This window comes from Catenovulum sp. 2E275 (genome assembly GCF_025515275.1).
In the GTDB taxonomy this organism is placed as follows: Bacteria; Pseudomonadota; Gammaproteobacteria; order Enterobacterales; family Alteromonadaceae; genus Catenovulum.
In genome coordinates this window covers 236,083-260,344 of sequence record NZ_JAOPFU010000003.1, presented here as the reverse complement: position 1 = coordinate 260,344, position 24,262 = coordinate 236,083, and the positions used below count along the sequence as shown (strand labels likewise).

Genomic DNA, 24,262 nt, shown 5'->3' with positions numbered 1-24,262 from the left:
GTTGAACTTGTTTTTCTGTATTTAAGTTTAGTCGGCTAACTGGCTTTAGCTGACGTAAATATCCTAGAGCTCAACTTCCGCTTCTGGCACAGAGCCGCTGGTCGGCTCTGACTCATTTCTGTCCAAAAATGTGTTTGAGCGAGTTTTCGCTTCTCGAACAATGGTTAAGTCTAATCCTGTCGAAAAAGGTAAGTATGTATCGCCAAATGCGTATTATATCGGGTATGTGTAGGTGACTTGTCCGGTTTCGAGTGGAATGCCTCGGTGCCAACCTAAGTGCTGATAAAAGTGTTCAGCTTTGCTATTAACTGCGGTTGATAAATATATTTTTTGAATGCCGTTTTCGTTCAGCCAGTTGGTGGCGGTTTTTAACAGTGCTTTACCAATCCCTTTGCCTTGATATTCAGGTGCTATAAATAAAGCCCAGATGGTGCTTTCTTTTTTTGAACCAATTACATAACCACATATTCCATTATTGTCGGTATAAACCCAGCCTTTGCCATATTTAGTTAAATACTGTTGATAGCACAATAGGGGAATGGGTTTGGATGGATTAAGTGGATTATCTGATGGTTGTTGCCGAATACGAATAAAATCTGGAATATCAGATAGCTGGGCTTCACGGATCATAGCTATAAATCAATATTTTGATATGGGCTTAGTTTAATCGGCTTTTAGTTTGTTAGACAAGTAAATTTAAATGAATATTTAATGATGATAGAAAAAAGGGCAGGAATCATAAAGAGCCAAGCTAGCTCGTCAAGAAGTAGCTTGGCTCTTTATGATTGTATTTTAATTTTTATTCTAAAATAACTTCGTCATCGTTAATCTCTGACGACTCTTCAATTGCATTGGCTTCTTCTGCATCTTCTTGTTGATCCTCACTGGTGCGGCTAGCACCCTTGGTATTATCATCGTCAGTGAGATCTGCGTTTTCAGAAGTGCTTTTTGATGCTGGATTTTCACTGGTATCCGCTTTTGCTGATTGCTCGGCTGACTCTATGGTTTCAGCCAGTTCGGTATCCAAGGCTGGGCTGTGGTTAGGCCCAAAAAACCAAACTAAAGAATCATAATAACGGCGGATATTTTCAACATAAGTCACGGCTTCGTTACCGCGCGCATATCCGTAGCGGGTATTTTTGTAGTATTTTTTCTTTTGTAATAAAGGTAAATAGACTTTTACCTGATGCCATTTATCCGGATTTGCGCCGTTACCTTGGGCAATTTTTCGGGCATCTTCTAAATGGCCTAAACCAATATTATAAGCTGCTAATGCAAACCAAGTTCTATCTGGTTCGGTTATTCTGTCAGGTATTCGGTTATGTAAAGAAGAAAAATACCGAGCGCCGCCTTTAATATTATCTTCTGCATGTAAACGGCTTTTTACCCCCATTTGTTTGGCGGTGGGTAATGTCAGCATCATTATCCCGCGCACACCCGTGGGCGATTTAGCTTTAGGATCCCAATGGCTTTCCTGATAACTTTGAGCAGCTAATAACCGCCAGTCCAGTTCATATTGTTTAGCATAGGTTTCAAACCAGTTTTGATATTTTGGCAGGGTATTTTCAATGGCTTCAATAAAGGTTCTGGTATCAACATAATCAAAGGTTTTAACATGGCCAAAATATTTATCTTCAATGCGTGCAAACTCGCCGCTTTGATGCAAGCTGCCAAAAAAGTCGATTAACAATGCGTACAAACTGTCGTCTTTCTGTTTGGCAAATGCCCAGCCTAGTTCAAGCTCGTCGGAAACCGTAAAACCAATACTCAAATTAGGATAAATCCGGCGGTTGACTGCCAGTACATTTGAGTCAACTATGGTGTAGTCTATTTCACCGTTTAAAACAGCTTGAATTAGCTCTTCTGCATCTTGTTCATTGGTTGTTTGCCATTCCAAATTTTCAAGGTTTAACTTTTCAAGCGTTTCTTGGTGGCTGCTTTTGGCTGTGATTCTGAGTTTGCCGGTAATATCCTGCCAATCTCTTGGTCGTTCGTTACCTTGTTTAAATACTAATTTTTCACTGATGTATTGATAGGTTGGGGCAAAGCGATATTTTTCTTTACGGGCTTGAGTGGCTGTTAAACTGGCAGCCAGTACATCAACTTGATTATTTTCTAATAAATTAAAAAGTTCGGCTAAGTCATAAACCGGAATAATCTCCAGCTCGACATTAAGATAATGAGCGAATTCCTGAGCCAGCTCATATTCAAAGCCTGCGGGGCCGTCTGAAGTTAAATAATAGCTAGTTGGGCCATAAATGGTGCCGACTCGAATTATATTCTTTTCGCCAATCATTTCAGCTTGTGTTTTATTTTGCTCGATCTGACAGGCAGATAATAAAGTGGCAAGAACTAAACTGCTGAATAATTTTAGAAAAATAGCATATTTTATAATTTTTTTGGCGAACATCAACAATAAATAAAAAGGAATATTAACCGCTAGATTAGCTGAATTTACCCTGACAGGTCAATTATTAGCAAGCGCTGAAACTGCATTTGGCGATATTCAGCTAATTTCAGTCTACGGATGGTAAATTTGTTAAAATTCTCTATAATATGCGGCTTTAATCCTATCTTCTTAGTTTTTCAGGTGAATCTGCTTATGGAAATCTTGCGTGGCGCTCCCGCACTTTCTGATTTTCGCGTAAATAAACTGCTTGCCAGTTGCGCAAAAATGAATCTAGCTGTTAGTGGTATATATGCTGAATATATGCATTTTGTTGATCTAACGGCTGAGTTATCAGACGATGAACACACTAAATTAGCTAAATTGCTAAAATATGGCCCAACAATTGAAGAACATGAGCCAGCAGGCAAACTGATTTTAGTGACGCCACGACCAGGTACGATTTCTCCTTGGTCTTCAAAAGCAACTGATATTGCCCGTAACTGTGGTTTAACTCAGGTTAAACGCATTGAACGTGGTATTGCTTATTATGTTGAAACCACTGCTGAATTATCTCAAGGTCAGTTAACTGATTTACAAGCGGTTTTACATGATCGCATGATGGAAACTATCTTCGCAGAATTTGAGCAAGCCAGTGCATTATTTGCCAAATCAGAACCTAAGCCATTCACAACCATTGACGTATTAGGTGGCGGTCGTGAAGCTTTAGCAACGGCTAACGTTAAATTAGGTTTGGCTCTGGCTGAAGATGAAATTGACTATTTAGTTGAAAACTTTATTAAGTTAGGTCGTAATCCTAACGATATTGAGCTTTATATGTTTGCTCAGGCCAACTCTGAACATTGTCGCCATAAAATCTTTAATGCCGATTGGGTCATTGATGGTGTTGCTCAGCCTAAATCATTGTTTAAAATGATTAAAAACACTTTTGAAATTACGCCTGATTATGTTCAGTCTGCTTATAAAGATAACGCCGCAGTAATGGACGGTAGCTTCGCAGGCCGTTATTTTGCCGATGCCGATACAGGTATTTATAACTATCATCAGGAAAATATCGAAATTCTGATGAAAGTGGAAACGCATAACCACCCAACAGCCATTTCTCCATTCCCGGGCGCAGCAACCGGGTCGGGCGGTGAAATCCGTGACGAAGGTGCAACAGGCCGTGGTTCTAAACCAAAAGCGGGTTTAGCAGGTTTTACTGTTTCTAACTTAAATATTCCTGATTTTACGCAACCTTGGGAAATTAATTACGGTAAACCTGAGCGTATTGTAAATGCTTTAGACATTATGATTGATGGCCCGTTAGGCGGCGCTGCATTTAACAACGAATTTGGTCGTCCGGCTTTATTAGGTTATTTCCGTACATTTGAAGCTGAAGTGACCAGCTTTAATGGTAAAGAAGTTCGTGGTTATCATAAACCGATTATGTTAGCGGGCGGTTTAGGTAATATCCGTACCGATCATGTTCAAAAAGGTGAGATTCCGGTTGGCGCTAAATTAGTGGTATTAGGCGGTCCAGCGATGAATATCGGTTTGGGCGGCGGCGCGGCATCGTCAATGGCGTCTGGTCAATCTAGTGCAGATTTAGATTTTGCGTCTGTTCAGCGTGAAAACCCTGAAATGGAACGTCGTTGTCAGGAAGTTATCGACAAATGCTGGCAAATGGGTGATGACAACCCAATCGCATTTATTCACGATGTGGGCGCGGGCGGTTTATCAAACGCAATGCCTGAGCTAGTTAATGACGGCGAGCGCGGTGGTATTTTCAACTTACGTGATGTGCCAAATGATGAACCGGGCATGTCGCCATTAGAGATTTGGTGTAACGAATCTCAGGAACGTTATGTACTCGCAATTCCAGCAGATAAAATTGATGTATTTGCAAAAATCTGTGAGCGTGAGCGCGCATTATATGCAGTGATTGGTGAGGCAACGGAAGAGCGTCATTTAAGATTAGATGATCCGCATTTTGGTAATCAACCAATTGATTTACCACTGAGTGTTTTATTAGGTAAAACGCCTAAAATTCAAAAAGATGTCGTTTCTGCTCAATTAAATCCAGTTGCGTTTGATACCAGCAAAATTGATTTAAATGATGCGGCAGAACGCGTTTTACGCTTACCAACTATTGCTGAAAAAACTTTCTTAATCACTATTGGTGATCGCTCGGTGACCGGTATGGTTGCGCGTGATCAAATGGTTGGACCTTGGCAGGTTCCGGTAGCTGACGTTGCAGTGACTACAGCATCATTAGATACTTATCATGGTGAAGCCATGGCAATGGGTGAGCGTACACCGCTTGCTTTATTAAACTTTGGCGCGTCTGCACGTATGGCGGTTGCTGAAAGTATTACTAACATTGCAGCTGCTGATATTGGCGATTTAAAACGCATTAAATTATCTGCAAACTGGATGAGTGCAGCGGGTCACCCGGGTGAAGATGCTGGCCTTTATGAAGCGGTTAAAGCAGTTGGTGAAGAATTATGTCCGGCATTAGGTATTACCATTCCAGTTGGTAAAGATTCCATGTCAATGAAAACAGCGTGGAATGAAAATGGCGAAGATAAAGCCGTTACTGCGCCTATGTCATTAATTATTACTTCGTTTGCGCGTGTTGAAGATGTTCGTAAAACATTAACGCCTCAACTTCGCACTGATAAAGGCGATACTCAGTTAGTTTTAATTGATTTAGGTAACAAACAAAACCGTTTAGGCGCATCTTGTTTGGCTCAGGTTTATAACGAACTTGGCGAGCAAGGTCCTGATTTAGATTCACCTGAATTATTAAAAGGCTTCTTTAACTCAGTACAGGCATTATTAGCTGAGCAAAAATTATTAGCTTATCACGACAGATCAGACGGTGGTTTATTCTCAACCGTGACCGAAATGGCATTTGCGGGTAAAACCGGTATCGATTTAGATATTTCTGGTTTAGGTCAAGATGCACTTTCAGTCTTATTTGCAGAAGAGTTAGGTGCGGTTATTCAGGTTAAAGCCGATGATTTAGCGGCTGTGCAAGCTGTATTAGCCGACAATGGATTAGCAGATAACAGCCATGTGATTGGTACGCTAAACCATTCTGATGCCATTAACATTGTATTTAACGGTGAAACCGTAATTGCTCAAAGCCGAGTTAAATATCGCCAGATCTGGGCTGAAACGACTCGTCACATGCAAGCATTACGTGATAATCCTGAGTGTGCAGAACAAGAATACAATGCAAAAGCGGATGCTAATGATCCGGGGATGCAACCTGTATTAACTTTTGACATTAATCAGGATGTTGCCGCGCCTTATATCAGTAAAGGTGCTGCGCCAAAAATGGCAATTTTACGTGAGCAGGGTGTTAACTCGCACGTTGAAATGGCCGCTGCATTCGACAGAGCCGGTTTTGAAGCACACGATGTACACATGAGCGACATTTTAGCGGGTCGTATTACCCTTGAGCAATTCCAAGGTTTAGTGGCTTGTGGTGGTTTCTCTTATGGTGACGTATTAGGTGCGGGTGAAGGCTGGGCTAAGTCAATTTTATTTAACGACAGAGCACGTGATCAATTCCAAAGCTTCTTTGAGCGCAATGCAACATTTGCACTTGGTGTGTGTAACGGTTGCCAGATGTTAAGTACCTTAAAAGAATTAATTCCGGGTTCAGAGCACTGGCCAAGATTTGTGCGTAATAACTCAGAGCGGTTTGAAGCGCGCTTCAGCATGGTTGAAGTTCAAAAGTCTAACTCAATCTTTTTTGCTGGAATGGAAGGTTCTCGCATGGGTATTGCGGTTTCTCACGGTGAAGGTCGTGCAGAATTTGCAAACTCAGCAGCATTACAAACGGCTGAAAACAGCGGTACAGTTGCCTTGCGTTTTGTAAATAACTACGGTGATGTGGCTAGCCAATATCCGGCTAACCCGAATGGTTCACCAAACGGTATTACCTCGTTAACAACAACCGATGGCCGTGTTACTGTGATGATGCCACACCCTGAACGTGTATTCAGAACGGTTGCTAACTCATGGCATCCAGATGACTGGAAAGAAGATAGCCCTTGGGTTCGTATGTTCCGTAACGCAAGAGTATTTGCTGGTTAATTGCTAAATTAATTAGGTAGATCAAAAATTTAAAAGGCGAACAGATTATTTGTTCGCCTTTTTTGTATATACTCATAACTATTATTACAAAAACGCCACGGAGAAAATTATGTTAGATATTTTAGTTCGTTACGCTCACTTTATCGGTATTATCGTGTTTAGCTCAGCTTTAGTTGCGCAGCATGTTTTACTGAAACCTGAAATATCAGTTGCTCAATTTAAGCAGCTTAAGATTATTGACAGAGTATATGGAATTAGTGCACTAGTGGTATTAATTGCAGGTTTAGCACTGTTATTATGGGTTGGAAAACCTGCTGAGTTTTATTCTAAAAATCCGGTCTTTCATATCAAGATGACCTTATTTGTGATTATGGCGGTGTTATCAATTGCACCTACCATCTTTTTTATAAAGCACAAAATCACAGGGCAGGAGAGTGTGATAAAAGTGCCTAAATACCTAATCCATATTGTTAGATTTGAATCTTTATTATTAATATTAATTCCTTTGGCTGCGGTATTTATGGCTGCCGGATATGGTTTAGCGTAAGTTAATTAATTTAAATAAACCATGGATTGTGGATAATTTAGGCATTTCATGGTTTGTTTTATTTAACACAATATAAAAAGTATAAAACTATCATAAGCCTTTTTAAAATTAAGCTGTTGATTTTATCAACACAACTAAAATCAAACCAAGATAATAAAAATAAAGTTTCTTGAACAATATTTAAGTATTATTCAATTTAAATCGTTTTTTATTATTCCTCCGTCCTGTGGATAAAATTCAACCATCCAATCAGTTTTAAAATAAACTGCATAATTATTCAATTTATCTGTTATAACCATTTTTATTGGTTGAGCCGTTATTGCGAATCAGTCTAAAAAATTATTAAAAAATATTAGTTTAGTGGGTAGTTTGAACTAATATTAAAGGTAAGAATAAACATCAGCGGAAACTGGAGAGCACTAATGAAATCATTACTCGTTGAAGATTTTATGACAAGAAGACCGATTACATTTTCTGTTGATATGTGTATCGCAGAAGCGGTTGAATTAATTTTAGAAGCGGATCAATCTGGTGGTCCGGTATTGGATTCAAATGGCAGATTAGTTGGTTTTTTATCTGAACAAGATTGCATGACACAAATGATTGAATCAACTTACTACCGCGAGCAAGTGGCAAAAGTCAGTGATATCATGAGCCGTGAAGTGTTAACCGTCAAACCAACAACCAGTGTGTTAGAAGTAGCACAGCAAATGGCACTTAAACGACCGCGGATTTACCCCGTGATTGATGACGAAAATAAACTGGTTGGGACAATTCATCGTCACCAAATATTAAAAGCGATAGATACCCATTTAAATCAGGAATATAACATGGCTGTTTAGCTAACAATTCGCTGTTTTACTCGCCATAAACTCTCTGTTTTGATAGCATTAGCCCCCGTTGTATATACGGGGGTTTTTATTTTTGTCTCAGCTAAATCGTCAATCGTTAGAATTACTAAAACAGGTTTATCAGGCCGATTATTTTCGTTTAAAAAAGCGTTTTTTCAATATTGAAAAACTAAACGATCCGCAAAAAAAACAAACACAGTTTGAACAATGGCTAAGTCAGGTTGAAACCTCTATTCAATTTAAACAGCAAAGAGCTGTTAATTTACCCCAGCCTGAATATCCTGATTTACCGGTTTCGGCTAAACGTGAAGACATTATTGCCGCAATTAAAAATAATCAGGTCGTTATTGTTGCTGGTGAAACTGGCTCAGGTAAAACCACTCAATTACCCAAAATGTGTTTAGAAGCCGGTTGTGGCTTAAATGGTTTTATTGGTCATACCCAACCAAGACGATTAGCTGCGCGCAGTGTTGCTAACCGAATCGCTGAAGAACTAAAAACCCCAATGGGCGAGCAGGTTGGTTATAAAGTTAGGTTTAACGACCATACCAAAGCACAAACCTATATTAAGTTGATGACGGACGGTATTTTACTGGCCGAAATTCAACAGGACAGATTTTTAAACCAATACGATACTATTATTATCGATGAAGCGCATGAGCGCAGCCTTAACATTGATTTTATTCTAGGTTATTTAAAACAGCTTTTACCCAAACGCCCTGACTTAAAAGTCATAATTACCTCAGCAACAATTGATGTTGAGCGTTTTTCTAAACATTTTAATAATGCGCCTGTTTTTGAAGTATCTGGACGGACTTATCCGGTTGAAATTCGTTATCAGCCGTTAACGAATGATAATTCGGATAATGACAACGAAGATGATCAAATGGACGCGATAGCTAAAGCGGTAAAATCGTTAACCAAAGAAGGTTTAGGCGATATTCTGATTTTTATGAATGGCGAGCGTGAAATCCGAGATACCGCAGACAGCTTAAACGCACTTAATTTGCGTGATACCGAAGTGTTACCGCTTTATGCCAGATTATCAAACGCAGAACAAAACCGGATTTTTCAGTCGCATACCGGACGGCGAATTGTATTAGCAACCAATGTAGCTGAAACATCATTAACCGTACCAGGCATTCGATATGTGATTGATCCGGGCACTGCCAGAATTTCTCGTTATAGTGCGCGAACTAAAGTTCAGCGGTTACCGATTGAAGCGATTTCTCAAGCGAGTGCGAATCAAAGAGCTGGGCGTTGCGGACGGGTTGCGGCAGGTATTTGTATCCGACTCTACAGCGAAGAAGATTATTTAGGTCGACCAGAATTTACTGATCCAGAAATTTTGCGGACTAACTTAGCATCCGTTATTTTACAAATGCATGCTTTAGGGTTAGGTGACATTGCCGCATTTCCATTTGTGCAGCCACCAGATAATCGAAATATTAATGATGGTATTTTATTACTCCAGGAAATAGGCGCACTAGAACAAACCAAGAAAAAATCACATGCGAAATTAACTCAGGTTGGACGTAGTGTATCACGTTTACCGGTTGATCCTCGCTTAGGTAAAATGGTGTTTACTGCTAATGAGTTATCATGTCTAGCAGAATTGATTGTGATTGTTGCCGGCTTAAGTATTCAAGATCCACGCGAGCGTCCTAATGATAAAAAACAAGCTGCTGATGAAAAACATAAAAGATTTGATGATGAGGCCTCAGACTTTTTAGGCTATTTAAAACTCTGGCAGTATATTGAAGAAATTCAGCAGAGCGAATCACAAAATCAGCTCAGAAAACGCTGCAAAAAAGAATTTTTAAATTATTTACGAATTCGAGAATGGCAGGATGTCGTTTATCAATTAACAGAATCGATTAAAGAATTAGGCTGGAAAATTAATCAGCAGCAAGCTGATTTTAAAACTATACATCAGGCATTAATTTCTGGTTTATTGAGTCATATTGGTAACAAAGATAATAAACAAGGTTATAACGGTGCGCGCAATACTAAGTTTGTGGTATTTCCGGGATCGGCACTGAGTAAAACTAAAGCTAAGTGGATTATGGCTGCCGAACTGGTTGAAACCAGTCGCTTATTTGCCCGCACGGTAGCCAAAATTGAAGCGGATTGGATTGAACCGTTTGCCACTCATTTGGTTAATAAAAATTATACCGAGCCGCATTGGGAAAAAAAGCGTGGCAGCGTAGTTGCGTACGAAAGTCAGGTTTTATATGGCTTAACCATAGTCCACAAACGTAAAGTTCAGTATGGCAAAATTGATCCGGTTATCAGCCGTGAAATTTTTATCCGTGAAGCTTTAGTGAATGGCGATGTTATACTTAATGAAAAGTTTTTAAAGCATAATCAATCGCTTATTGAAGAAATTGAAAAACTGGAAGCCAAAGCCAGACGCCGCGATATTCTAGCTGATGAAGAAGAGTTATTTGCGTTTTACGATAAGAAACTGCCGGCTAACATTATTGATTTAGCCAGTTTTAAATATTGGTGGAAACAACAAAAACAACAGCAAGGCGATTATTTAACGTTAAAACAAAGTGATTTAATGCAGCATGACGCTGAGCAAATTACTCAAATGCAATTTCCGGATACTTGGCGACAAGGTAATTTAACCTTACCGCTGGAATATGTATTTGAGCCGAGTCAGGCGGTTGATGGTATTAATGTGGTTGTGCCTTTAGCATTATTAAATCAGGTTGAAGCTACGGGGTTTGACTGGTCTGTCCCTGGTTACCGCCACGAACTAGCTGTTGCATTAATTAAATCTTTACCTAAAAACATTCGTAAAAACTTTGTACCTGCGCCGGATTATGCCAGCGCGGCATTACAGGCAATTGGTAATAATGACGGTGATTTTATTGCCCGTTTGAGTCATCAGCTAAAACGTATGTCTGGCGTGATTATTGATGATGATGCATGGGACTTAGCTCAAGTGCCATCACATTTAAAAATTAATTACAAAGTGGTTGATGTTAATGGCAAGGTGCTCGCCAATGGTAAAGATTTAGAGCAAATAAAACAAAAGCTACAAAATAAAGTCGCTGAAACATTAACCGAAGTTGCAGAAGATGGCATAGAAAGAGTAGGGTTAACCGACTGGGATTTTGACGAACTGGCTAAGGAGTATTCTACTCACCAGAGTCAATATGAAATTAAAGCCTATCCGGCTTTAGCGGATGATAAAGACTCAGTTTCAATTAAATTATTTGATACTCAGGCTCAGGCTGATTGGTCTATGCTGCGAGGATTAACCCGTTTAATTTATTTAAATGTGCCATCACCACGGAGTTATTTACAGGAAAAACTACCAAATAAAGCCAAATTAGGCTTATATTTTAATGCTTTTGGACAAGTTAAAGAGCTAATTGAAGATTGTATAGAAGCTGCAATTCAGGATTATTTATTAGCTTTAGATGAACTGCCCAGAAACAAATCCGGCTATCTAGCAGCTAAAGATGCTTTACGGGCTGATGTGGCGGAACGAGTGCTGGCAATAGCAAAACAAGTTGAAAGAATTTTAACTTTATCTAACCAGATTAATAAAAAACTTAAAGGCAAATCCAGTTTTGAGTTAATTCAGGCACAAAGCGATATTAAAAATCAAATGAATGAGTTGATTTTTAAAGGATTTGTTTCACGGTTTGGGGTTAAAAAACTCGCTGATATTGAGCGTTATATGCAAGGCATTGAACGCAGATTAGAGAAATTAGCGGTCGATCCTGTACGTGACAGATTAAACCGGGATCAAATTCAAAAATTAACTGAATCTGTGAGTGGTGAACTAGAAAAACTTAAACATGCCGGTCCGCATAATCCGATAGCCGAACAAATTCGCTGGATGATCGAAGAGCTAAGAATGAGTTTATTTGCCCAAAACTTAGGCACTGCTTATCCTATCTCTACCAAACGGATTAGCCAGTTTATTGAACAAAGTAAAAAAGAAGGCAGTATTAGCTAAAAACAACCAAATTAAGTTTAAAAAAGTGTTGAACTTAACTGATTTGGTTTACATAATGCAAACAATGTCTAATAGTAAAGGCATTATTCCGGCTTGCCTTACAAACTCAGGAGATATGTAGATGATTGGACGTGATGAGCAACGCTCGTACTACAGAATGATGATAAATGCAGATTGTTCAATACTAATTGATACTCTGGAAGCGCCACAAGAAATTAACGCAATCTGTCGTGATTTAAGCTCCAATGGCATGGCACTAGAAATCGATCAAGCTTTAGATATTGGCCAAAATATTAGCTTTGTTGTGCATTCTGCCAGCGAACAAATTCCATCATTAACCGGTAAAGGCAAAGTTTTACGTTGCCATCCAGAAGGTTCATCTGGCTTTTTATGCGGTGTCGAGATAATCGAACTTATCTGATTAAAATCAGCAAGCTAAAGCAATATTGAATCATTTCTGTTTTAGCTTATTGCTGATAAACAGCCCGAACATAGGAGTATGTTATGGGAGCGATTAGACTAAAATCCTGCCTTTTATTTGCGCTTTGGTTTAGCCATTCAACAGCATTTGCTGACAGCTTTAAATGTAAAACCGGCCAATATATAAAAACCGGAATGAGCACAAGCCAAGTTACAAAGCTTTGTGGTGCACCTGACAGCAAATTAAAAACATTACCAGATAATTTAATTCATCAACTGACCAACCAAAAATCAGCCAAAGTTTGGTTATATTTACCAGCCAGAAATAAATTTCAGCAGTATTTGATAATTCGACATAATCAAGTTGAACAAATTATTAGAGGCAACAGAATTAAATAATCCTATTTTGTGTGTATTATCAGTCTCAAATTGACACTGATAATAATCAGCGATGAATTATTTAATATAAAATTAATCCTATAGTTTTCAATTAATAAGTATAAATTAAAAGCCCATAATATTGATTATGTTAAATTAAAGGTGAGATTAATTATAAGTGATAAAAGCAAATAACCTCTGCTTTTTATAAAGCTTTGATTTTAACTATTAGCTATCATCTAGCACTTATCTTTTATTTAATTGTTTGCAGTTGGTTGAATTAAAATACGGATAATTTATTTACCCATATTTTAGTTTTAGAAGTCTTTGTATACTTTAGCTTATTTACTCCGTTGCTATTTGCATTAAGCTTTGAACAAAACTTTGTTTAGGCTGACCGCCGCTAATAGCATATTTTTGGTTGATGATAAAAGTTGGAACCGAGCTTATGCCCATTTGTTTTAGCTGGTTTTGTTCTTGTTTTACCCTGTCTGAAAACTGATCTGATTCCAGAATTTTCTGTGCATCTTGCCGGTTCAAACCAACATTCTGAGTAATATCTAACAGAGTTTCAGTTTGATTTAAATAGAGTCCGTCTTGGAAATGAGCTTTGAATAAAGCGAGTTTTAATTCAGTTTGTTTGCCAAATTGTTTGGCCCAGCTTAGTAGCCTGTGGCAATCAAAAGTATTTACCATAATGCGCTTGCCACTTAAGTTAAATTTAAAACCTGATTGTAATCCCATTTGTTCAATTCGGTCTCGGTTGGCAGCGCCCTGTTCTGGTGTTAATCCATATTTTTCCATTAAATGTTGTTCTAAATCTTGTCCTGCTAGTGGCATATTCGGGTTTAACTCAAAAGGTAGCCAGCTTATTTCGACTTCTAGCGGTGTTGTTGTAGATTCAGCCAGTTCATCTATAGCTGCTTTTAAGTTGTTATAACCAATAATGCACCATGGGCACATTACATCGGATACAATTTGAATTGACAGCTTTTTCATATTTTTATAAACCTCCGAAAGCCTTATTAAAATAAAATCGAAAAACAGGCTAAGTTAATTAAATATCCGCCGCTTAATAAGAATAGAAATAAGTATCCGGCTAAAATTAAGGGTTTTACCCCTGCTTGTTTAATCGCGCTTACTTGAGTTGTTAAACCCAGAGCAAACATAGCAGATGTTAATAAAATATCATCCAATAAAATTAAATTTTGCTTTATCGTATCCGGCAAGGTCATGCTTGAATTTAATACAATAACCAAGATAAACATTACGGCAAACCAAGGAATTTGAATGTTTTTAAAAGCAACCGCTTCGCCGGTTTGTTTTAGTTTTAAGTAACTAATAAACACCAAAAATGGTGCTAACATAATGACTCTTATCATTTTTTCGATAACTGCTATATCACTTACCTGCGCGCCAGCTAAATCTCCGGTCGCAACGACTTGTGCAACTTCATGAATTGTAGCACCTACAAAAATGCCATATTGGTATTCATCCAGATTTAAATAAGGATATAAGGCCGGATATAGCAGCATTGCTAAACTTCCAAATACGACAACAGTTGAAACAGCAACCGAGACTTTATGTGATTGTGCTTTTACAACCGGATTAGTCGCTAAAATGGCCGCCGCGCCACAAATAGAACTGCCTGCACCAATTAAAATCGTGGTTTGTTGGTCCAATTTAAAATAACGGGTACCTAATATATAAGCCAGTGTAAAAGTGCTTAGCAGCATAGTAGCTGCAATAACTACCCCGCTTAATCCGACTTGAGTTAATGAGATCAATGAAACTTTAACTCCATACAAAATAATGCCAGCTCGTAAAAAGCGAGTTTTCACAAATTCAATGCCGCTAGATAAGTGTTTTTGGCCAAACTTAAATAAGTTACCACAACAAAACCCCAAAAAAATAGCTAATGACAAAACGCTCACAGAATAAGTTTTTAACACTGTATATTCGATTAAAATCAGGCAAAATAGCGCAGATAAAATACATAATGCACTGCCTTTAATTAAATTTGTTATTTTATCTGCATTATCTTTCATTTTAGTGCTCACATTTGCTGTCAATAATTGCTAGTTTAGTGAGTTCAGTTCTATAATAAAAATGCATTTATTTTATTGTAGGATAACTTTAAGTTATGACTTTAAATCTACACTTACTTCGAATTTTTTATACCGTGGTTGAAAAACAAAGTTTTTCACTGGCGGCCAAAACTTTATTTATTAGCCAGCCTGCTGTTTCTAAAGCAGTTAAAGAGCTTGAACATTTATTAAGCTTTAATTTAATTGAGCGTGGCCAAAGCCGAAACCAAATTATTTTAACCCAACTTGGTCAGCGTTTATTTGAGCATGCGCGTGGTATTTTTGCGTTAGAAAAAGCCGCTCTTGAAGAAATAGATGCGATTTGTGCGGTTAATACCGGTAAATTAACCATAGGTGCTAGCACCACGGTGGCTGCTTATTGTTTGGCCGAATTAATTAAGCAATTTAACCAGATAAGCCCTAGCGTTCAGATTTGTTTAAAGGTGGGTAATACTCAACAAGTGACCAACTGGTTGATTGACTGCGAGCTAGATATTGCGTTTGTTGAAGGGGAAGTAAATGATCCGCGTTTAAAATTAGAGCCGTGGCAAACCGATGAATTAATTATTGTTGCCCCTATAAACTTTAACCAGCATGCAGAGCAATCCTTTGAGCAACTTAAACAAGCAAACTGGATTATGCGTGAAAAAGGCTCAGGTACTCGTGAATGGAATACGCAAATTTTGGCTCAGCTTAACCTATTGCCACAACACATTATTGAAATGGGGAGTAGTGAAAGTATTATTCAGGCCGTTCGTTCTGGTTTAGGCGTGGCTATATTACCAAAAGTAGTCGCTAAAGACGGCTTAACCTTAGGGGAAATTGTACAAATTGAATTATCGCCCAGCGAGCATTTTTATCGCCCTCTTTATCAATTAAAACACCTTGATCGCCCACTTTCTCCAGCCGCAACTGCATTTGAGGAACTCGCGCAAAAAACCACGCTTTAGCAAAAGACAAAAGAACAAAATCAATTTGAATTGCGTGTGTCAGAGCCATCACAGACCTAATTAACGCTATTTATGTTGATTGAGCTCTATGCTAATGTAAATTTAAACCTGAGTGCAAAAATAACAATTGGATAAAATGGATATATGACTTACCAAAAACTCATTGAAGAAGCTGAAAAAACGCTGATTAGCTGGATGGAATCTGCTGGCTCACTGCTGCCAAACTTGGTTTTATCTTTAACCGTCATGTTATTGTTTTTAATTACCTCAACATGGGTTATTAAAGGTTTTCGCCAAATTTTACGCCGCTCGCTTGACTCGGTTGAAATTATCAATTTATTGCTGGCTCTTATAAAAATATTTTATTTACTGCTCGGCGCATTTATCGCGCTGGATATTATTGGCTTAAAAGGAACGGTTACTTCGTTATTAGCTGGTGCTGGTATTGTTGGTTTGGCATTGGGTTTTGCATTTCAAGATATGGCGGAAAACCTGATTGCCGGTATTTTTATGGGGATTAGAAAACCGTTTAAAGTGGGTCATATTATTGAGTGCGATAGCATTTTTGGTACAGTTAAAGAGATTAATTTACGAAACACCTTGGTTGAAAATTTTTATGGTCAGGTTTTAATTGTGCCGAATAAAACTTTATTCAGAAACACAATTAAAAATTATTTTTTAACCGCCACCAGAAGAATAGAAGTTCAAGTTGGTATTTCGTATGCGGATGATCCGGAGCAAGCTGAACAATTATTAACTGACGCAATTAATGCATTAGATTTTGTGATTAATAAAGATGACACCATAGTATTTGCCGAATCTTTTGGTCCCAGCAGTGTTAATTTAAAAGTTTGGTTTTGGATAGAGTATCCGGGCACTAACTTTTTAGTGGCCAGACACAAAGCCGTTTGTGTGGTCAAAAAGACACTAGAAGAAAACGATATTCTTATCCCCTTCCCGATTACTACTTTGGATTTTAATGCCAAAGGCGGCACTAAATTGGCTGATGTAAATCAATTAAAACGAGATGCTGAAAATGATCAAAAAATCACTCAGGATGACACTATTGATAGCAGCGAAGGAGAAACGGCAGAGTCTTGATGCCGTATTTTGCTAATTACTTTTTTATATAACACTATCCGGTTTACGCCCCTACGGGGCTAAACCGGACTACCCGTTACACACTTGCCATTTAGTCTTCAATATCTGAGATTGGAAACCCAAAAATAGGGGTTGTAAATTTATCGGTTTTAACTCTGGCATTTACTTTACCGGTTTTTACAATTCGGTTGGTCGCTAAATCTTCTAAATAATACGTACATTCTGCAATGCCGTGGTACATATCAATTGCTAAAATACTAATCGAAGTGCTTCTTTCTGGTTCAGCTAAGTTAATGATTGGAAAAGAAAAACCGGCCTGATCTCTGTCTGTACCTAAAGAGGTAAAAAACAGTTTTAATTTATATTTAGGCTGGCTCATCGGTGGGCTTAATTGTGTTTGTGATTGAGGATTAGTTTCAGCCTCATCGCTTTGATTTAGGTTTGAGCTAATTTGTGTTTGCTGATTATCACTTTGATACTGTGATAAAAATGCTACATTAAATTTGTCCTGCAACACGGTTTTAATCTGCTCTTCGGCGTAATGTTGCACCTGATTATGGATCACAAAATGGCTTTCAAAAATAACAGTTTGGTCCTGCAATTCTGACAATGGTTGATTCGCCACATCCTGCGCCATTTTTTGAATACTATAAGTCACAAGGCGCTGTTCGGTCGAGCCAGTAAAACGCTCGCCTGCTTGTCGGGTTGAACAGGCATTTAATAATAAGCAGCCCGCAGCAACGGATAAAAAAAGAAATTTATTATTTTTCAACATAGTTAAGCTAGAAATAAGAAAGTGCATGAATATTTAAACATGCTAAAACAAAAAAGCCGGGATTGAAATATCCCGGCTTTTGATTTGCTAACTATTTAACTGTTAGACAGATTTTTACTGTTACTTTTTAAGAATAGCAGCAACTGCGTCAGCAATGTAATCCACGTTTGAATTTGAAATACCAGCAATGTTAATACGGCTGCTGCCAGCCATATAAATTGCATATTCATCACGAATAGCCTGTACTTGCTCTGGGGTAATACCTAAGAAAGTAAACATACCATTTTGACGGTTAATAAAGTCAAAGCTTTGATCAACACCGCGTGCATGTAACTTATCAACTAATAAGGCACGTAAAGTACGCATACGAGCACACATATCGGCTAACTCAGTTTTCCATTCAGTAGTTAATGCTTCGTCTGCTAATAAAATACCAACAGTCGCACCGCCGTATGAAGGTGGCATTGAATAAATTTCACGCGCAATATTTAATACATGAGATAAAGCTGCACCAGCTAATACTGGTGTTTCGCTAATCGTAGTTAATAAACCTGTACGCTCACGATATAAACCAAAGTTTTTAGAACATGAAGTAGCAATTAATGCCTCTGGTACACGGCTTAATAAATGACGAACGCCTTGCACGTCAGTTTCAAGATCAACCCCAAAACCTTGGTATGCAATATCAATAAATGGAGTAAAGCCTTTTTCTACAGCTAAATCAGCAATTTTTGGCCATAAATCAGCAGGAATATCTTCACCTGTTGGGTTATGACAACAACCGTGTAAAAGCACTACGTCGTCTTTGCCTAATTTGGCAAATGCTTCTAGCATTTCGTCTGCTTTTAATTGGTTATTCGCTTTATCATAATAAGGATATTCAGCGCTTTCTAAACCGGATGCTTTAATTAACGCTAAGTGGTTTGCCCAAGTAGGACCACTTACCCAAACTTTTGCATTTGGGTTACCACGTTTAATTAACTCAAAACCTAATCTTAACGAACCCGTACCGCCCGGTGCTTGAACAGACTCGACACGATTTGAGCTTAATAATGGATTATCAGCACCTAACACTAACTTTTCCATACCGTCTAAGAAAGCCTGATTACCACGAGCCTGAATATACGACTTAGAATCTTCGCTATCTAATAAAATTTGAAGTGATTTTTTAACGCTGGTTAAAATTGGCGTAGCGCCTTCTTCTGTTTTATAAACACCAACACCTAAATCTACTTTTTTTGGATTAGTGTCTTGACGATATGCTACGGCAATCCCTAATAAAGGATCCGCAGGTAAAGCAGTTAATTGCTGAAACATTGTATTGAGCTTCCTAGATTATGAAGGTAAAAAGAAACGCCAATATCATACACCAGCAAAAGCAAAGTTAACAGAATTTAACGAGACAAATTTACAGATTAAACTAAATAAATATTCACTTTTACATTATATTTATTCTTTAGGCGTAGGCTTTTTCTCGACATTGTTTTACTTGAAATTGATATTCAATTTGACCTGATAGCGCTTTTTGATTAAAGTTCGCGCCAATTGTTTATAGGTGCCAAAGTCTTATTTTGGTTAAACGGGAAGCTGGTTAAAGTCCAGCGCTGCCCCCGCAACGGTCATCAACGATAAAGTTTGCAAGCGGTATAGCTTAAGGTCCACTGTTTTTTACAAATGGGAAGGATGCAAATTTTGGATAAAACCACGTTGAAAGCCCGGATACCGGCCTATTACATCATACAACTAAATTGCGGTGGGCGGTTTAATGTTGGCTAAAATAATCCAGCTATATGGCTTGTTTTTGTCCGCCATTTTCTCCCCCCTTTTGTCTGTGTTTATATCTGTATAAAGTGTATTAAAGGGTTTTTCATGAATATCAACCAAGCATTATCGTGTCCGGCAAATTGTTTATTGCTAGCAGGCAGTTTGCTTATCTCAAGCAATTTTGTTTTTGCCGATAATCAAATTGATGATGTGATTGAAATTAAAGGGGAAAAAACCACATTTAAAACCAACTACACACTTTTACAGCGCCAAGATTTTTTAAACCAAGGTGTAAATTTATCCGATATTTTGCAAAAACAAGCTGGTATTCAAATTCGTCAGGTTGGTGGTTTAGGTAATCAGGTTTCGGTTTCTATTCGGGGTAGCACAGATAAACAAGTCCAGTTTTATATTGATGGTCAACTCATTAATTCTGGTCAATTTGGTAGTTTCGATTTAAACCAGTTGCCGTTGGATCAAATTCAAAGCATTGAGATCAGCAAAAATCAGGCGGTTGGAACCGGCTCAACGCCAATTGGCGGCGTAATTAAAATTAATACCTTTGATCCTAATAAACCACAAACCCGATTAAGCGGTGCAGTAGGTTCATTTGATTTAGCTGAATTTAGCGCGTTAAAAAGCATACAGTTAGGCAACCACCAGATGAGTATCAACTTATCTTATCTAACGACTGCTAATAATTATCCGTATAAAGTACCAGCGCCTTTATATAATCCACAAACGGCAGCGACTGAAAATTTACGCAACAATGACTATCAAAAATTGAATGCATATTTTAATGATAGCTTTGTGCTGGATGATCATAAAATAAAGGCTTCGTTTCAGTTTATTGAACAAAATAAAAATTTGCCAAGTTACCGAAATAACTCAGATAAAAACCAAGCTTCGTTGGATACTTATACCCGCAGAGTAAATGTATCAGACGATTGGCTAATTGGATTTGACCTGCTTGAACAAGTATCACTAGAAGCTTATTTAGAATCTAAAGGTGAAGTGTATCAGGATAAATTTATTTCGACTCGGCAAGAACGCCATGATTATCAAACTGATACACAAGCTATAAATTTAAGCGCTTTATTTAATTTAGATGAAGTAACGGCAGTCCCCTATTTTAAAGTTTTTTATAGCGAATATGAGTCTCAATCATTTTTGGGTAAACAAGGTTTGGGTTGCTCAGGGTTAGGTAGCTGTGACATTATTTCTGAGCAGACTCAATATCATTTAGGCAGCCGATTTGAGTATCAAAATAGTGATTGGTCTGCTCATTTACTACTAAACCAGTTATGGGATGAAAACAGTAACCGCATTAACCAACAAACCGATTATGCGTTTGAGCCAAAACTGAATAGCGAAAATTATTTTACTTTTGATTCAAGTTTAAATTATCAGATTCATCCTGCTCAACAGTTAAGCTTTAGCCTTGCTCGTGGTGTACGAATTCCTGCTTTATTTGAGCGCTATGGTGATCGTGGAATGTTAAAAGGCAATGATGATTTACAACCCGAAAAATCTAGCACCCTATCATTCAACTATTTATTTAAAGCGCAAAACTGGCAACTTAACTCAAGTATTTATCAAACTGATCAAGAAAATGCGATTGTTGCTATTTTTAATAGCAGCGGTGTTGGCTCATATCAAAATATTTCAGCATCAAAAATACTAGGATTTGAGCTAATGGCTCAGTATGCATTATCTAATAAATTAGATTTAGATTTTAATATGACATTGCTCGATTCTAACACCGAGTCAAACATCAGTAGTTTTAATAAAAAAATGTTACCCGGTATTTATCACCAGCAATACCAAACTAGGCTTAATTATCAATTAAACCAAAATATTAAACTCTCTTTAGATGTTTCTCATGACAAAGATTTATATTTTTCCAGAGCCAATATAGACAAGCAGCGAGCCAAACGCACTGTGGTGGATTTAAACGCGCATTACCAGCTCAGGCAGTGGAAAATCTCGCTGCAAGCTCTTAACTTATTTGATCAAAACTATCAGGATTTGGCTAATCGACCGGCGATGGGCCGAGCATTTAAACTTAGCTTTACATTAGAGGAAATAAACTTATGACACATATCACATTTAAAACTAGCCTGATTGCAGCGGCCATACTGTTAGCTGGTTGCTCATCTGATGATAACAATAGTAACTCGGAACAAACTATACAGCCTGTCTCTGCTGTTGCAATCCATACTGTTGCGTCGGATTATACCAGTGGTCAGCAAGTTCTTATTTTAGATTCTGATACTTATCAAATCACCAATACAAAGATTGCATTAACAGATATAAAAACTGACTATACTATCAAAACTTATCAAGATGATTTATATCACATTGGTCGCTATACCATAGATACAATAGAAAAGTTTACAGCCGAAGATATGGAAAATTCAGCATATAGTTTTTCTACTCAACAAGCGGGTGAAGAAGCATCTGGTAACCCTTATGATATTGTGTTTGTAAACGAAGAAAAAGCTTTTGTGATCCGTTATGGTTCAGATAAAGTTTTAATTATTAACCCAAGTGCAACAGACGAGTCCGACTTTATTACTGGTAGTATTGATATCTCTGCTTATAATGCTGGTACAGCTACAAATCCAACTGCTGCAGATGGCTTAATTAATGATGGCAAGCTTTATATTGTTATGCAGCGCATGGAAAATTGGGTACCTCAAACAGCTTATGTAGCTGTATTTGATGTACAAACAGGTGAAGAAATTGAAACTAATGCTAATTCAGAAGATAACTTAAAAGGGATTCCATTAAATGGCATCAACCCACAGCAAGATAGCTTAACGGCTTACGCTGATAATTTATATATAACAAGTAATGCTGCTTATTCAACAACTGATATTTCAACGAGTAAAATAGAAAAAATCAGTTTAGATAACTATGCATTAACAGAAGTATTAAATGCATCAGATATTGAAAATAATACTGCTAACGTGTTGAGTGAAACAATTATTGTTAATGATGAACAAGGTTATTTTTATGCATCTAGTGGTTGGCCTGCGGTTTCCAACTTATACCAATTTAATCCGTCAACCGGATTAATTACTCAAGCGGACGTAGCTGCAACGGTAATGAATGCCGAAGGCATTGCAGATATTGCATTAGATACAGAGAATCGGTTGTGGGTTTCCGTTTCATCAGATGCAGCACCAGGTGTTGATGTTTATTCGGTTGAAGATAACAGCTTACTTGAAAATCGTATTACAACAGAGTTACCACCAGTCAGAGTTGAGTTTTTCTACTAAGTTTGGCTACAAAATAATTCAATCTTAATTTTCCCATCAACTGAGTTGTTGGTGGGAAAACTTCAAAAATGCCTTAAACATCGAGCTACTAAATTAACTTTAAATAAGATAAGTATGTAGCTATTTACTAATAATAAAATGCCCTCGCCTGGTTCAATTTGTCACACATCACTTCCAACTCATCTAAACTACGTGGTGTCATGCGGTGTAGTTTGTCTGAATTAACCAGTTTAATTTGTTCGTTTTTAACCGCTGGAATTTGCGGATATTTTTGCCAAAATCCTTTCATTTCATTGGGTTCAGCTAGTGAGCTTGGAATAATAATAACCTGCGGTTGCTGAACTAAAACATGCTCAATGCTGATTTGTGGATAATCGCCCTGTAAGTCAACAAATGGGTTGGTTACATTGCAAACATTCAATAAATGTTGAGGCCATGCTTGATTTGCGATAGTGGTTAGCGGAGCCGCCCAAAGTTGATAAAACACAGTTAGGGTTTGCGTATTTTGGTATTTTTTACGCAATACAGCGAGTTTATCTAAATAAGCTTGAGCGGCTTGTTCTGCTTGCGCTGTTTTATGAGTGATTTTCCCCAACATTTTCAGCTCTTGTGCCACACTTTCAAGCCCGTTTGGTTCAGAATAGATAATCGGAATGCCCAGTTTTTCTAAACGGGCAAGATCCTGCGGAGGATTACCGGTTTTCCACGCCACAATATAATCCGGCTTTAACGCTAATATTTTTTCAATTTGCAAACCAGCATAATTACCAATTCTTGGGATTTTTTGTGCGGCCTGCGGATAATCAGAATGTTCTGTTGTTCCAACAATATTATCGCCCGCCTCTATTGCATATAACATTTCAACAATATGTGGCGCTGTCGCTATCACTCGAACGGTTTTGTTTTCTGCGCTATTTGTATCATCCGCGTTGGCGACAAAACTGATGGCGATACTGGCACTTAACCCGCAGCAAACTAACCAAAAACGGCAAAGTTGCTTAAATTTGAGATTAAAAGCCATTACCAGTCGATTCCTTTTTGTGCTTTAATTCCGGCTTCAAACGCATGTTTAACTGACTGCACCTCACTCACTGTATCGGCAATTTCAATTAAACTTTTGTGAGCGCCGCGACCGGTAATCACCACATGCTGATTAACCGGACGGTTTACAATTGCATCCAGCACTTCATCTAAATCAAGATAATCGTAACTGAGCATATAAGTAAGCTCATCAAATAATACTAAATCTACACTTTCATCGTTCAGTAATTTTTTGCCGGCTTGCCAAACTTTTTCGGCAGCGGCAATATCCGCCGCTTTATTTTGTGTTTCCCATGTAAAGCCAGTCGCCATAACATGAAATTCTGTCCCGTTTTTTTCTAACAGTTCTCGCTCGCCACAGGCCCAAGTTCCTTTAATAAACTGCACTACGGCTGTTTTTAAACCATGTCCAACGGCTCGTGCAACTGTGCCAAAACCCGAGGTACTTTTTCCTTTACCGTTACCGGTTATAACAATAATAATGCCGCGCTCTTCTGTCGCAGCATTAATTTTTGCATCTACTTTTTCTTTTAAACGTTGCATTCTTGCCTGATGACGTTCGGCTTTACGGTTTTCATCTACCATGAGT

18 protein-coding genes and 1 riboswitch are annotated in these 24,262 nt (G+C 38.0%); of the genes, 10 read left to right on the top strand and 8 right to left on the bottom strand.

The window, feature by feature from the left end:
• Window positions 1-213 precede the first annotated feature (213 nt).
• Both N7931_RS03390 and mltF read right to left on the bottom strand, forming a co-directional pair.
• Window positions 214-630, bottom strand: coding sequence for a GNAT family N-acetyltransferase (locus N7931_RS03390; protein WP_262791928.1), 417 nt, complete (start codon window positions 628-630; stop codon window positions 214-216).
• A 169-nt stretch (window positions 631-799) separates the two neighbouring features.
• Window positions 800-2,410: a membrane-bound lytic murein transglycosylase MltF gene (mltF, locus tag N7931_RS03385; RefSeq protein WP_262791927.1), complete on the bottom strand. Its 1,611-nt coding sequence runs from the start codon at window positions 2,408-2,410 to the stop codon at window positions 800-802.
• A 192-nt stretch (window positions 2,411-2,602) separates the two neighbouring features.
• Between mltF and purL the strand changes: the two genes are divergently transcribed.
• The 6 genes from purL (at window position 2,603) to N7931_RS03355 (ending at window position 12,692) form a co-directional block, all read left to right on the top strand.
• A complete protein-coding gene (gene purL, locus N7931_RS03380) occupies window positions 2,603-6,496 on the top strand; it encodes a phosphoribosylformylglycinamidine synthase (protein WP_262791926.1) in 3,894 nt (1,297 codons plus the stop codon).
• 109 nt (window positions 6,497-6,605) lie between these two features.
• Window positions 6,606-7,043 carry a DUF2214 family protein gene (locus tag N7931_RS03375; protein WP_262791925.1) on the top strand — a complete coding sequence of 146 codons (438 nt, stop codon included), beginning with the start codon at window positions 6,606-6,608 and terminating at the stop codon, window positions 7,041-7,043.
• A 422-nt stretch (window positions 7,044-7,465) separates the two neighbouring features.
• Window positions 7,466-7,885: a CBS domain-containing protein gene (locus N7931_RS03370; protein ID WP_262791924.1), complete on the top strand. Its 420-nt coding sequence runs from the start codon at window positions 7,466-7,468 to the stop codon at window positions 7,883-7,885.
• 82 nt (window positions 7,886-7,967) lie between these two features.
• Window positions 7,968-11,873: an ATP-dependent RNA helicase HrpA gene (hrpA, locus tag N7931_RS03365; protein WP_262791923.1), complete on the top strand. Its 3,906-nt coding sequence runs from the start codon at window positions 7,968-7,970 to the stop codon at window positions 11,871-11,873.
• Window positions 11,874-11,994: 121 nt separating this feature from the next.
• Window positions 11,995-12,294 carry a PilZ domain-containing protein gene (locus N7931_RS03360; RefSeq protein ID WP_262791922.1) on the top strand — a complete coding sequence of 100 codons (300 nt, stop codon included), beginning with the start codon at window positions 11,995-11,997 and terminating at the stop codon, window positions 12,292-12,294.
• Window positions 12,295-12,377: 83 nt separating this feature from the next.
• Entirely contained in the window at window positions 12,378-12,692 is a 315-nt protein-coding gene (locus N7931_RS03355) for a DUF2845 domain-containing protein (protein WP_262791921.1), read from the top strand.
• A gap of 324 nt (window positions 12,693-13,016) precedes the next feature.
• Here N7931_RS03355 and N7931_RS03350 read toward each other — a convergent pair whose 3' ends face one another.
• Window positions 13,017-13,670 carry a DsbA family oxidoreductase gene (locus N7931_RS03350; protein WP_262791919.1) on the bottom strand — a complete coding sequence of 218 codons (654 nt, stop codon included), beginning with the start codon at window positions 13,668-13,670 and terminating at the stop codon, window positions 13,017-13,019.
• A gap of 26 nt (window positions 13,671-13,696) precedes the next feature.
• A complete protein-coding gene (locus N7931_RS03345) occupies window positions 13,697-14,719 on the bottom strand; it encodes a YeiH family protein (RefSeq protein ID WP_262791918.1) in 1,023 nt (340 codons plus the stop codon).
• 95 nt (window positions 14,720-14,814) lie between these two features.
• Between N7931_RS03345 and N7931_RS03340 the strand changes: the two genes are divergently transcribed.
• A complete protein-coding gene (locus tag N7931_RS03340; protein WP_262791917.1) occupies window positions 14,815-15,708 on the top strand; it encodes a LysR family transcriptional regulator in 894 nt (297 codons plus the stop codon).
• Window positions 15,709-15,852: 144 nt separating this feature from the next.
• Complete coding sequence (locus N7931_RS03335; RefSeq protein WP_262791915.1) at window positions 15,853-16,809, top strand: mechanosensitive ion channel family protein; 957 nt, start codon at window positions 15,853-15,855, stop codon at window positions 16,807-16,809.
• Between the two features lie 91 nt (window positions 16,810-16,900).
• Here the strand turns inward: N7931_RS03335 and N7931_RS03330 are convergent, their stop codons facing one another.
• Together N7931_RS03330 and N7931_RS03325 are read right to left on the bottom strand one after the other, a co-directional pair.
• A complete protein-coding gene (locus tag N7931_RS03330; protein ID WP_262791914.1) occupies window positions 16,901-17,584 on the bottom strand; it encodes a hypothetical protein in 684 nt (227 codons plus the stop codon).
• A 120-nt stretch (window positions 17,585-17,704) separates the two neighbouring features.
• The gene (locus N7931_RS03325; protein ID WP_262791913.1) at window positions 17,705-18,901 is read right to left on the bottom strand and encodes an aromatic amino acid transaminase; all 1,197 of its coding nucleotides are present in this window, start codon (window positions 18,899-18,901) and stop codon (window positions 17,705-17,707) included.
• A 219-nt stretch (window positions 18,902-19,120) separates the two neighbouring features.
• Window positions 19,121-19,330: riboswitch (cobalamin riboswitch) on the top strand.
• Window positions 19,331-19,453: 123 nt separating this feature from the next.
• Between N7931_RS03325 and N7931_RS03320 the strand changes: the two genes are divergently transcribed.
• Together N7931_RS03320 and N7931_RS03315 are read left to right on the top strand one after the other, a co-directional pair.
• Complete coding sequence (locus N7931_RS03320) at window positions 19,454-21,445, top strand: TonB-dependent receptor (RefSeq protein WP_262791912.1); 1,992 nt, start codon at window positions 19,454-19,456, stop codon at window positions 21,443-21,445.
• Window positions 21,442-22,632, top strand: coding sequence for a cadherin repeat domain-containing protein (locus N7931_RS03315; protein ID WP_262791911.1), 1,191 nt, complete (start codon window positions 21,442-21,444; stop codon window positions 22,630-22,632). Before N7931_RS03320 ends, N7931_RS03315 begins: the two co-directional genes overlap by 4 nt.
• A gap of 127 nt (window positions 22,633-22,759) precedes the next feature.
• Here N7931_RS03315 and N7931_RS03310 read toward each other — a convergent pair whose 3' ends face one another.
• Both N7931_RS03310 and cobO read right to left on the bottom strand, forming a co-directional pair.
• On the bottom strand, window positions 22,760-23,653 hold the full coding sequence (locus N7931_RS03310; protein WP_262791909.1) for a cobalamin-binding protein: 894 nt from the start codon (window positions 23,651-23,653) through the stop codon (window positions 22,760-22,762).
• Window positions 23,653-24,258: a cob(I)yrinic acid a,c-diamide adenosyltransferase gene (cobO, locus tag N7931_RS03305; protein ID WP_262791907.1), complete on the bottom strand. Its 606-nt coding sequence runs from the start codon at window positions 24,256-24,258 to the stop codon at window positions 23,653-23,655. The genes N7931_RS03310 and cobO overlap by 1 nt, the downstream gene beginning before the upstream one ends.
• Window positions 24,259-24,262 lie beyond the last annotated feature (4 nt).

Bases quoted from the DNA above. Each gene is read 5' to 3' on its own strand.
- N7931_RS03390 (WP_262791928.1), bottom strand. From the start codon at position 630: ATGATCCGTGAAGCCCAGCTATCTGATATTCCAGATTTTATTCGTATT.
- mltF (WP_262791927.1), bottom strand. From the start codon at position 2,410: ATGTTCGCCAAAAAAATTATAAAATATGCTATTTTTCTAAAATTATTC.
- purL (WP_262791926.1), top strand. From the start codon at position 2,603: ATGGAAATCTTGCGTGGCGCTCCCGCACTTTCTGATTTTCGCGTAAAT.
- N7931_RS03375 (WP_262791925.1), top strand. From the start codon at position 6,606: ATGTTAGATATTTTAGTTCGTTACGCTCACTTTATCGGTATTATCGTG.
- N7931_RS03370 (WP_262791924.1), top strand. From the start codon at position 7,466: ATGAAATCATTACTCGTTGAAGATTTTATGACAAGAAGACCGATTACA.
- N7931_RS03360 (WP_262791922.1), top strand. From the start codon at position 11,995: ATGATTGGACGTGATGAGCAACGCTCGTACTACAGAATGATGATAAAT.
- N7931_RS03355 (WP_262791921.1), top strand. From the start codon at position 12,378: ATGGGAGCGATTAGACTAAAATCCTGCCTTTTATTTGCGCTTTGGTTT.
- N7931_RS03350 (WP_262791919.1), bottom strand. From the start codon at position 13,670: ATGAAAAAGCTGTCAATTCAAATTGTATCCGATGTAATGTGCCCATGG.
- N7931_RS03345 (WP_262791918.1), bottom strand. From the start codon at position 14,719: ATGAAAGATAATGCAGATAAAATAACAAATTTAATTAAAGGCAGTGCA.
- N7931_RS03340 (WP_262791917.1), top strand. From the start codon at position 14,815: ATGACTTTAAATCTACACTTACTTCGAATTTTTTATACCGTGGTTGAA.
- N7931_RS03335 (WP_262791915.1), top strand. From the start codon at position 15,853: ATGACTTACCAAAAACTCATTGAAGAAGCTGAAAAAACGCTGATTAGC.
- N7931_RS03330 (WP_262791914.1), bottom strand. From the start codon at position 17,584: ATGTTGAAAAATAATAAATTTCTTTTTTTATCCGTTGCTGCGGGCTGC.
- N7931_RS03325 (WP_262791913.1), bottom strand. From the start codon at position 18,901: ATGTTTCAGCAATTAACTGCTTTACCTGCGGATCCTTTATTAGGGATT.
- N7931_RS03320 (WP_262791912.1), top strand. From the start codon at position 19,454: ATGAATATCAACCAAGCATTATCGTGTCCGGCAAATTGTTTATTGCTA.
- N7931_RS03315 (WP_262791911.1), top strand. From the start codon at position 21,442: ATGACACATATCACATTTAAAACTAGCCTGATTGCAGCGGCCATACTG.
- N7931_RS03310 (WP_262791909.1), bottom strand. From the start codon at position 23,653: ATGGCTTTTAATCTCAAATTTAAGCAACTTTGCCGTTTTTGGTTAGTT.
- cobO (WP_262791907.1), bottom strand. From the start codon at position 24,258: ATGGTAGATGAAAACCGTAAAGCCGAACGTCATCAGGCAAGAATGCAA.